Annotated in this window: 8 protein-coding genes; 3 read left to right on the top strand and 5 right to left on the bottom strand. The window is 74.0% G+C overall.

Annotated features, from left to right (window positions below):
* Positions 1-118 precede the first annotated feature (118 nt).
* Both ACZ6S8_RS07500 and ACZ6S8_RS07495 read right to left on the bottom strand, forming a co-directional pair.
* The gene (locus tag ACZ6S8_RS07500) at positions 119-907 is read right to left on the bottom strand and encodes a hypothetical protein (protein ID WP_469453601.1); all 789 of its coding nucleotides are present in this window, start codon (positions 905-907) and stop codon (positions 119-121) included.
* 5 nt (positions 908-912) lie between these two features.
* Positions 913-1,518 carry a papain-like cysteine protease family protein gene (locus tag ACZ6S8_RS07495; protein WP_469453352.1) on the bottom strand — a complete coding sequence of 202 codons (606 nt, stop codon included), beginning with the start codon at positions 1,516-1,518 and terminating at the stop codon, positions 913-915.
* 228 nt (positions 1,519-1,746) lie between these two features.
* Here ACZ6S8_RS07495 and ACZ6S8_RS07490 point away from each other — a divergent pair, with 228 nt between their 5' ends.
* Positions 1,747-2,679 (top strand): hypothetical protein, encoded by a 933-nt coding sequence (locus tag ACZ6S8_RS07490; protein WP_469453350.1) that lies wholly within the window; start codon positions 1,747-1,749, stop codon positions 2,677-2,679.
* Positions 2,680-2,735: 56 nt separating this feature from the next.
* Here the strand turns inward: ACZ6S8_RS07490 and ACZ6S8_RS07485 are convergent, their stop codons facing one another.
* Positions 2,736-3,167: a Rieske (2Fe-2S) protein gene (locus tag ACZ6S8_RS07485; protein ID WP_469453349.1), complete on the bottom strand. Its 432-nt coding sequence runs from the start codon at positions 3,165-3,167 to the stop codon at positions 2,736-2,738.
* Between the two features lie 139 nt (positions 3,168-3,306).
* Between ACZ6S8_RS07485 and ACZ6S8_RS07480 the strand changes: the two genes are divergently transcribed.
* Positions 3,307-4,257 carry a carbohydrate kinase family protein gene (locus ACZ6S8_RS07480; RefSeq protein ID WP_469453348.1) on the top strand — a complete coding sequence of 317 codons (951 nt, stop codon included), beginning with the start codon at positions 3,307-3,309 and terminating at the stop codon, positions 4,255-4,257.
* A 4-nt stretch (positions 4,258-4,261) separates the two neighbouring features.
* On the opposite strand, the gene ACZ6S8_RS07475 is transcribed toward ACZ6S8_RS07480, so the two are convergent.
* Positions 4,262-4,867 (bottom strand): TetR/AcrR family transcriptional regulator, encoded by a 606-nt coding sequence (locus tag ACZ6S8_RS07475; protein ID WP_469453346.1) that lies wholly within the window; start codon positions 4,865-4,867, stop codon positions 4,262-4,264.
* Positions 4,868-4,934: 67 nt separating this feature from the next.
* Here ACZ6S8_RS07475 and ACZ6S8_RS07470 point away from each other — a divergent pair, with 67 nt between their 5' ends.
* On the top strand, positions 4,935-5,585 hold the full coding sequence (locus tag ACZ6S8_RS07470; RefSeq protein ID WP_469453345.1) for an NAD(P)-dependent oxidoreductase: 651 nt from the start codon (positions 4,935-4,937) through the stop codon (positions 5,583-5,585).
* Positions 5,586-5,951: 366 nt separating this feature from the next.
* Here ACZ6S8_RS07470 and uvrA read toward each other — a convergent pair whose 3' ends face one another.
* Positions 5,952-8,966 carry an excinuclease ABC subunit UvrA gene (uvrA, locus tag ACZ6S8_RS07465; protein ID WP_469453344.1) on the bottom strand — a complete coding sequence of 1,005 codons (3,015 nt, stop codon included), beginning with the start codon at positions 8,964-8,966 and terminating at the stop codon, positions 5,952-5,954.
* Between the last annotated feature and the right edge of the window lie 177 nt (positions 8,967-9,143).

Raw genomic sequence — 9,143 nt, 5'->3', positions numbered from 1 at the left:
GCCCGCGGGCGCGGGGTCCGGCCCGGGGCCCGGGCGCGACGGTCCCCGGCACAGCCCCGCCTCCGGGGGGACACGGCGGGGACCGGCCCCCGCGGGGCCCCGCACCCCGCGCGCGGGGCTACGCCGCGGCGGCGGTGCGCCGCCGGGAGCGCGCCAGGGCCAGTGACCCCGCACCGCCCAGCGCGAGCGCCCCGGCTCCGGCGAGCAGTTCCACCGGAACCCCTGCGGACCCGGCGGGCGACGGGGCCTCGTCGAAGCCCCCCGCCATGCCCCCCTCGGCATAGGCCGAGCCCGGCAGCTTGTTCCCGTACGCCTGCACGACCCGCGCCCGGTAGCCGCCGAGGCTGGTGCCCCCGGCGCCCACGGCCCGGACCGCGTCCTCGTCCAGGGGCAGCACCCTGTTGCCCCCGGCGACGTACCAGGCGTCGATCTGCGGCTCCCGGAACACGGTCCCGCCCGGGAGCTTCGCGGCGCCGAGGCGGGCGTAGCGGAACTCGTCGTCCCCGGTGGCGATGTTCACCACCTGCCAGCCGGCTTCCGTACGGGCGGTCCACAGCGCGGCCCGCTGCCCGTCGGCGGAGACGGCCTCGCTGGCGAGGAACTCCAGGCGGGCCACCGGGGCCCCCGCCTTCCCCGCGACGAACTCCGGGGAGAGGTGGCTGACCGGGATCGCCGCGCCCTCGACGCGGGGCCGTGCGGCGGCGGCCTCGATCCTGCCCTCCCGGGCGAAGAAGCGGGAGAGGGTGGCCAGGGTCTCGGGGGAGCCGGCCGCCCGGTCGGCGGCGGCCAGGACCTCGGCGGTGGCCGCCCCGGGCTGGGGTACCGGAGCGGCGGCGGCCGGTCCGCCGAGGCCGAGGAGGGCGGTGGCCGCGAGGACCGCGGCGGCGGCTGTGGCGCGCAGGGTCATGGCGCTCACGCCCCGATCCGGTAGAGGGAGTGGGTCCAGGAGAAGGTGCTGTTGTTCACGTACCAGGCGTGGGAGGCCCAGTTGTAGCGGTCGCTGGAGGGCCACGGGTCGCCCCAGTAGACCCAGTTGCTGGCGGTGTCGTAGCCGTAGACGACGTGCATGTGGCCGCCGCCGTTGGACCACTGGATGCGGGTCTCGATCGGACGGTTGGCGTTGATCTCGGTCTGGACGGTGGAGTACTGGAGCCAGCCGGTCACGTAGGACCCGGGGTTGACGCCGGCCCAGCGCAGGCCGGTCTGGACGTTGCCCAGGGTCGCCTGGTTGTTGGGGCATTCGGAGCCCTGCTGGCGGTTGAAGGCGGCGTTGCAGAACTGGTTCTGGCTGTAGGCGCGGCCGAACCAGGTGGCGATGGTGTTGCCGCCGGCGGCCCAGCACCAGTTGGTCTTCGTCTGCGCCTGCATGGTGATGTTCAGGCGCTTGGTGGCGAGGGCCGCACTCGCGCTGTCCGTACCGGCGCCGACGGCGGTGGCGGTGCCGGTACTGAAGGACAGGGCGAGGAGCAGGGCGGTGAGGAGGGCGGCCGGGTACGGCCACCGCTTTCTGTTGCGCATCGCGTTCCTCCCGAGGCGGGGATGTGGGGGTGGAGGAGCGCGTCCGGACGCTGTGGAGGAGCATCGGGGTGTTGTCGCGATCAGGTCAACACGCTTCAATACGCGGTGACATTGCAGTGTGAATGGTGGGACTGCGGTGTGAACGGTTGCTGTCGTTCCACCTGGTCCCCCGGAGCCACCGGCTCGGGCCCCGCTCCGACGCGTGTGAACGTTCACAGAGGAGTCGCCATGCGGCCGGCCGGGGACACGGCGGATATCGGACACCTGCTGCGTGCCGGACCGTTCCACCTCGCCCTGCGCGCCGCCCTCGCCGCCCGCGGCCTTCCGCTGCACCGCGTGCAGCACCGGCTCGCGGCGCGCGGCATCAAGGTCGGCGTCACCAGCCTCAGCTACTGGCAGCAGGGCGCCCGGCGGCCCCGCCACCCGGAGTCCCTGCGGGCCGTCACCGCCCTGGAGCAGATCCTGGAGCTCCCGGAGGGGGCCCTGCTGCGCCTGCTCGGCACGCCGGAGGCGGCCGCCGGGCCCGCCCGCCCGGCCTCCCGTTCGTACCGGGCCCTGGTCGGGGTGGGCGCGGCCGTGGAACAGCTGCTGGAGGCGATGGAGCTGCCGGCCGACGGCGGACTGCACTCCGTCGGCCACCACGAGCGGGTGCGCATCGGCGCCGCCGGGGAGCTGCGGTCCCGGGAGTCCCAGCAGATCGTCCGGGCCCACCGCGACGGGGTCGACCGCTACCTCGCCGTCCACCACGGGGATCCGGGCTGCGACGCCACCCGGGTGGGCGTGACGGCGTACGAGAACTGCCGCACCGGCCGCGTGCGCTGCCACCCGGCGGCCGGGGTCGTGGTCGCCGAGCTGCTGTTCGACGCCCGGCTGCGGCGCGGGGACACGTACGTCTTCGGGTACGGCGTCGAAGACGGCACGGGGACCCGCAGCGACGAGTACGTGCGCGGTTTCAGCTACGCGGGCGGGCAGTACATGCTCCAGGTCCGCTTCGACGAGGCGGCCCTGCCGGTGCGCTGCCGGCGCTTCGCCCGCAGCGGCCCGCAGGCTCCGCGCACCGGGTTCGCGGACCTGACCCCGAGCGGCCGCCACCGGGCGGTGCACCTGCTGGAGCAGGGCGTGCGGCGGGGCATCCTCGGCATCGCGTGGGACTGGGACTAGGGGGTCCATTTCGGATCTCCCGGGACCCGGCAGGATCCGGAAGAGACGCCCCGGCGTCAGCCGGCGATCAGCGTGCCGTTCTCCGCCCGCACCGGCACGGAGGGCAGCGGCTCGGTGGCGGGGCCGCGCAGGACCGCGCCGGTCTGCACGTCGAACCGGCTGCCGTGGCAGGGGCAGTTGCCCTCGCCCTCGACGATCTTGTCCAGGACGCAGCCCGCGTGGGTGCACTGGGCGCTGAACGCCGCGTACCGGCCCTCCGCCGGGCAGCTCACGATCAGCTTCCGCTCACGGTACAGCTTGGCGCCGCCCACCGGGACGTCGGCCGCGGCGCCCAGGTCCACCGGGGCCGTCGGGGTCGCGGGGGTGTTGCCGCCGCTGTGGGTCGCGGTCGAGCAGGCGGCGAGGGTCAGCCCGGCGCCGGCGGCCCCGGCGAGCGCGGCGGCGCCCTTGAGGACGGTGCGGCGGGCGGCGGGCTGCGGCGCGGACATGCGGTTCTCCTGGTGGTGCGGGGCCGGCGGGCTGATGGGCCGGCGGGTGCCTGGGGCCGGGGGCGGTGCCGGGCCGGGGACCCGGCCGGAGCGCCGGCCCACCCGACGATACCGGCGGCGATGGGGTAGCTTCCCCCGCGTGATCGTCGTCGGCGGAGAAGCCCTCATCGACCTGGTCCCCGCGGCGCGGCCGCCGGGCGCGCTGCTGCCGAGGCCGGGCGGCGGCCCGTACAACACCGCGCTCGCGCTGGGGCGGCTCGGCGCCGCGACCGCCTTCTGCTCCCGGGTCTCGACCGACGGCTTCGGCGAGGGCCTGCTGTCCGGGCTGAGGGCGGCCGGGGTGGACCTCTCGCTGGTCCAGCGCGGGCCGGAGCCGACCACCCTCGCCGTGCCCTCGCTGGCCCCGGACGGCTCGGCCTCGTACGGCTTCTACGTCGAGGGCACCGCGGACCGGCTGTTCACGCTGCCGCCCGCCCTCCCGGAGGGCGTGCGGGCCCTCGCGCTCGGGACCTGCTCCCTGGTCCTGGAGCCCGGGGCGAGCGCGTACGAGGCCCTGCTGCGCCGGGAGTCGCGGCGCGGGCTGCTGACCCTGCTGGACCCCAACATCAGGCCGGCGCTGATCGCGGACCCGGAGGGGTACCGCGCTCGGTTCCGGGAGCGGCTGCTGCCGTACACCTCGGTGCTCAAGCTGTCGGAGGAGGACGCGGCCTGGCTGGGCGGCGGCGTCGGCGACTGGCTGGCGGCCGGGCCGTCGGCGGTGGTGCTGACCAGGGGCGCGGCGGGCCTGACCGTCTGGACGCGAGGCGGCGCGGAGCACTCGGTCCCCGGCCGCCGGATCGCCGTCGCGGACACCATCGGGGCGGGCGACACGGTCAACGCGGCCCTGCTGCACCGCCTCACGGCGGCGCCGGGCGCGGCCGCCTCCCTGACCGCACCGGACGGCCCGGGCGACCGGGGTGACCGGGGTGACGGGAGCGGTGACGGGACGGGCCCGGTCGACTGGCCGGACGTCCTGGCGTACGCCGCGCACGCCGCCGCCCTGACCTGCACCCGGGCGGGAGCCGAGCCGCCGTACGCGGCCGAGCTCTGACGCCTCAGCGCAGCGCGGCCCAGACGGTCCGGGCCACGGCGGGGGCGAACTCCTCGACCGGAGCGACCACGTCCGCACCGGAGAAGTGCAGGAAGAAGGCGCGCTGGAAGCAGGCGCCGAGCAGCAGGGCGGCCGCGGCGTCCGGGTCGGTGCCGGGCCGCAGCGCGCCCGCGTCGCGCTCCCGGCGCAGCCGGCCGGCGAGCGCCTCCAGGACCAGGTGCGGCCCGGCCCCGATCTGCCGCACCCCTTCGCGGTGGCGGGTGAGCAGGGCGGGCTCGGCGAAGAGCGAGGCGGCCATGGGCATGGCGTCCGCGTAGAACAGCGAGGCGAGCCGGGCGATGTCCGCGAGGGCCTCCTCCACCCCCCGCTCCCCGGATCCGGCGCGCAGCGCGGCCATCAGGGGGCCCGCGTTGGGCGTGCGCTCCGTCAGCACCCGGACGAACAGCTCCTCCTTGTTCGCGAAGTGCTTGTACAGCGCCGCCTCCGAGCAGCCGGCCTCGCGGGCGATGGCCTTGGTGGTGGCGTGGGCGAGCCCGGTCGTGCGCATCAGCGTCTCGGCGGCGTCGAGCAGGCGCTCGGGGGTGGGACGGCTTGACTTCGGGGTGAGCATTCGCTCACCCTAAGGGAAACAGGGGTGAGTGAACACTCACCCACCCCCAGCGGGGCGGGAGCCAGGCATGAGGATCACGGTGTTCGGAGCGACGGGCGGAGTCGGCCGGGAAGTGGTCGTCCAGGCCTTGGCCGCGGGCCACGAGGTGACGGCGGTCGTCCGCGACGCGGCCCGGCTGGGGGTGCCGGCGCACGAGCGGCTGGAGGTGGCCGTGGTGCCCGACCTGACGGACGAGGACGCGCTGGTACCGGTCCTGACCGGCCGGGACGCGGTGGTGTCGGCGCTCGGCGCGGGGAGCAACAGGCGGGCCAAGGCGGCTCCGGTGACCGGGCCCGCCGTTCGGGCCGTCCTCGCGGCGATGGGCCGTGCGGGCGTGAGCCGCCTGTCGGTGGTCAGCGCGGCCCCGCTGGGCCCGGACGTGCCGGGCGACGGCGTCTTCACCCGGGCGGTGCTCCTGCCGGTCCTGCGGTGGGCCCTGCGGGACCTGTACGCGGACCTGGCGGTCATGGAGGCGGCGCTCGCGGCCGCCCCCGCCGAGTGGACGGTGGTCCGCCCGCCCCGGCTGCTGGACCGCCCGGGCACCGGCACGTACCGCCGCGTGATCGGCGGCAACGTCCCGGCCGGCCGCGTGATCCCCCGCGCGGACGTGGCCCACGCGCTGCTGGCGACGCTGACGGACCCCGCGACCTTCCGCCACCCGGTGGGCATCGCCACCTGACCCCGCCACCCGCCTGCCGCACTCGGAGCCCGACCGCGAGCCGGACGGCACGCCCGGCAAGGCGCCCGTCTCCGCTGGGCAGCCGCCCGGCGGAGACGGCGCCGCGCGCCGACGGCAACGGCAACGGCAACGGCAACGGCAACGGCAACGGCAACGGCAACGGCAACGGCAACGACGACGGCGACGGCGACGGCAACGGCAACGACGACGGCAACGACGACGGCGACGGCAACGACGACGGCGACGGCGACGGCGACGGCGACGGCAACGACGGAGGGGCCCGGCCGGTCGGCCGGGCCCCTCCGTCCGCGCGCGAGCCCCGCCCGGGGCCGCGCCGGGCCGCTCAGGCCCGGCGCGGCGCCCCGGCTACGCCTTGCGCGCCCGCGTCGCCGTCTTCTTCGCCGGCACCGCGGCCTTCTTCGCGGCCGTCTTCTTCGCCGGTACCGCGGCCTTCTTGGCGGGAGCCTTCTTGGCCGCCTTCCCGGCCGGGGCCTTCTTCACCGCCGCCCGCGCCGGAGTCACCGCGGCGTCGGAGACCCGGTCCGCTCCCAGGATGTCCCGCAGGAACTTGCCGGTGTGGCTCGCGCCCACCGAGGCGACCTGCTCCGGGGTGCCCTCGGCCACGACCACTCCGCCGCCGTAGCCGCCTTCCGGGCCCATGTCGATGACCCAGTCCGCGGTCTTGATGACGTCGAGGTTGTGCTCGATGACGATCACCGAGTTCCCCTTGTCCACCAGCCCCGAGAGCACCTTGATCAGCTTCGAGATGTCCTCGAAGTGCAGGCCCGTCGTCGGCTCGTCCAGCACGTACACCGTCCGGCCGGTCGACCGCTTCTGCAGCTCCGAGGCCAGCTTGACGCGCTGCGCCTCGCCGCCCGAGAGGGTCGGCGCGGACTGGCCGAGCCGGACGTACCCGAGCCCGACCTCGTTCAGCGTCTTCAGGTGGCGCGCGATCGTCGGCACCGCCTCGAAGAAGCCCAGGGCCTCCTCGATCGGCATGTTGAGGACTTCCGCGATGGACTTGCCCTTGTAGTGGACCTCCAGCGTCTCCCGGTTGTAGCGGTCGCCGTGGCAGACCTCACAGGGGACGTAGACGTCCGGGAGGAAGTTCATCTCGATCTTGATCGTGCCGTCGCCGGAGCAGTTCTCGCACCGGCCGCCCTTGACATTGAAGGAGAAGCGGCCCGGCAGGTAGCCGCGCACCTTCGCCTCCATCGTCTCCGCGAACAGCCTGCGCACGTGATCGAAGACACCGGTGTACGTCGCCGGGTTGGACCGCGGGGTCCGGCCGATCGGCGACTGGTCGACGTGGACGACCTTGTCGACGAGGTCGTCGCCGTCGACCCGCGTGTGGCGTCCGGGCACCGAACGGGCGCCGTTCAGCTCGCGGGCCAGGTGCGTGTACAGGATGTCGTTGACCAGGGTCGACTTGCCCGACCCGGAGACCCCGGTGACCGCGGTGAGCACGCCCAGCGGGAAGGACACGTCGATGTCCCGCAGGTTGTTCTCCTTGGCGCCGTGGACGGTCAGCCTGCGCTCCCCGTTCACGGGACGGCGCACGTCCGGCAGCGGGATGGCCCGCTTGCCGGACAGGTACTGCCCGGTGATCGACTCGGGGTTCTTCAGCAGGTCCTTCAGCGAACCGCTGTGCACCACCTTGCCGCCGTGCTCGCCCGCGCCCGGGCCGATGTCGACGACCCAGTCGGCGACCTTGATGGTGTCCTCGTCGTGCTCGACGACGATGAGCGTGTTACCCATGTCCCGCAGCCGCACCAGCGTCTCGATCAGCCGGTGGTTGTCCCGCTGGTGCAGGCCGATGGAGGGTTCGTCCAGCACGTACAGCACGCCGACCAGACCGGAGCCGATCTGCGTGGCGAGCCGGATGCGCTGGGCCTCGCCGCCCGAGAGGGTGCCCGCGGCGCGGTTGAGCGACAGGTAGTCCAGGCCGACGTCGACGAGGAAGCGGAGCCGCTCGTTGACCTCCTTCAGGACCCGCTCGGCGATCTTCTTGTCGCGGGCGTCGAGCTTCATCCGGCCGAGGAAGTCCGCGCACTCGCTGATCGACATGGCCGCGACCTCGGCGATGGACTTCTCCATGACCGTGACCGCCAGGACGATCGGCTTCAGGCGCGTGCCGTCACAGGTCGGGCACGGCACCTCGCGCATGTAGCCCTCGAAGCGCTCGCGGCTCGCGTCGCTCTCCGACTCCGAGTGCCGCCGCTTGACGAACGGCACGGCGCCCTCGAAGGCCGTCGTGTACGCCCGCTCCCGGCCGTACCGGTTGCGGTAGCGGACCTCGATCTGCGTCTTGTGCCCGTACAGCAGGGCCTTCTTCGCGCGCAGCGGGAGTCCGGCCCACGCGATGTCCGTGCGGAAGCCCAGCTCCGTGGCGAGCGCGCCGACCAGCCGCTGGAAGTAGTCCCTGGTGTGGCCGAGCGACCACGGCGAGACCGCGCCCTCGTCGAGGGACTTGTCCTCGTCGGGGACGATCAGCTCCGGGTCCACCTCCATGCGCGTACCGATGCCGGTGCACTCGGGGCAGGCGCCGAAGGGCGAGTTGAAGGAGAAGGAGCGGGGCTCCAGCTCCTCGAAGGACAGGTCGTCGTACGGGCAGTAGAGGTGCTCGGAGTACATCCGCTCGCGCTCGGGGTCGTCCTCCGCGAGGTCGACGAAGTCCAGGATGACCATGCCGCCGGAGAGGCCGAGGGCGGTCTCCACCGAGTCGGTCAGCCGGCGCTTGGCGCTGTCCTTGACGGTGAGGCGGTCGATGACCACCTCGATGGTGTGCTTCTCCTGCTTCTTGAGCGCGGGCGGCTCGGAGAGCTGGATGGTCTCCCCGTCCACGCGCGCCCGGCTGTAGCCCTTGGTCTGGAGGTCGGCGAAGAGGTCGACGAACTCGCCCTTGCGCTCGCGCACCAGGGGCGAGAGCACCTGGAAGCGGCTGCCCTCGGGCAGGGCGAGCACCTTGTCGACGATCGCCTGCGGCGACTGGCGGGAGATCGGCCGCCGGCACTCGGGACAGTGCGGCTTGCCGATGCGGGCGAAGAGGAGGCGGAGGTAGTCGTAGACCTCGGTGATGGTGCCCACGGTGGAGCGCGGGTTGCGCGAGGTCGACTTCTGGTCGATCGAGACGGCCGGGGAGAGGCCCTCGATGAAGTCGACGTCGGGCTTGTCCATCTGCCCGAGGAACTGGCGGGCGTACGACGAGAGCGACTCGACGTAGCGGCGCTGGCCCTCGGCGAAGATCGTGTCGAAGGCAAGGGAGGACTTGCCCGACCCGGAGAGTCCGGTGAAGACGATGAGCGAGTCGCGGGGCAGGTCGAGCGAGACGTTCTTGAGGTTGTGCTCGCGAGCGCCACGAACGATGAGACGGTCGGTCACGCCGGTCCGCACCTTTCTTGAGAGAGCGGGGACGGGCCCCCGTCCCAGGGTATGGGGGGCGCCTCTGCGATGGAGTCGAGCTGGACTTCCGAGCGTATAGCACGCACATTCGATTTCCGGCACTCCGGAGACCGCTTCACCCGATCGTGTGGCCGCGGGTCCGCGGCCACTAGGCTC

It is taken from the genome of Streptomyces sp. NPDC048461 (assembly GCF_055587105.1).
The sequence above is the reverse complement of the archived record's forward strand: the minus strand, read 5'-3'. Positions and strand labels throughout refer to the sequence as shown.

Bases quoted from the DNA above. Each gene is read 5' to 3' on its own strand.
- ACZ6S8_RS07475 (WP_469453346.1), bottom strand. From the start codon at position 4,867: ATGCTCACCCCGAAGTCAAGCCGTCCCACCCCCGAGCGCCTGCTCGAC.
- ACZ6S8_RS07485 (WP_469453349.1), bottom strand. From the start codon at position 3,167: ATGTCCGCGCCGCAGCCCGCCGCCCGCCGCACCGTCCTCAAGGGCGCC.
- ACZ6S8_RS07490 (WP_469453350.1), top strand. From the start codon at position 1,747: ATGCGGCCGGCCGGGGACACGGCGGATATCGGACACCTGCTGCGTGCC.
- ACZ6S8_RS07495 (WP_469453352.1), bottom strand. From the start codon at position 1,518: ATGCGCAACAGAAAGCGGTGGCCGTACCCGGCCGCCCTCCTCACCGCC.
- ACZ6S8_RS07470 (WP_469453345.1), top strand. From the start codon at position 4,935: ATGAGGATCACGGTGTTCGGAGCGACGGGCGGAGTCGGCCGGGAAGTG.
- ACZ6S8_RS07500 (WP_469453601.1), bottom strand. From the start codon at position 907: ATGACCCTGCGCGCCACAGCCGCCGCCGCGGTCCTCGCGGCCACCGCC.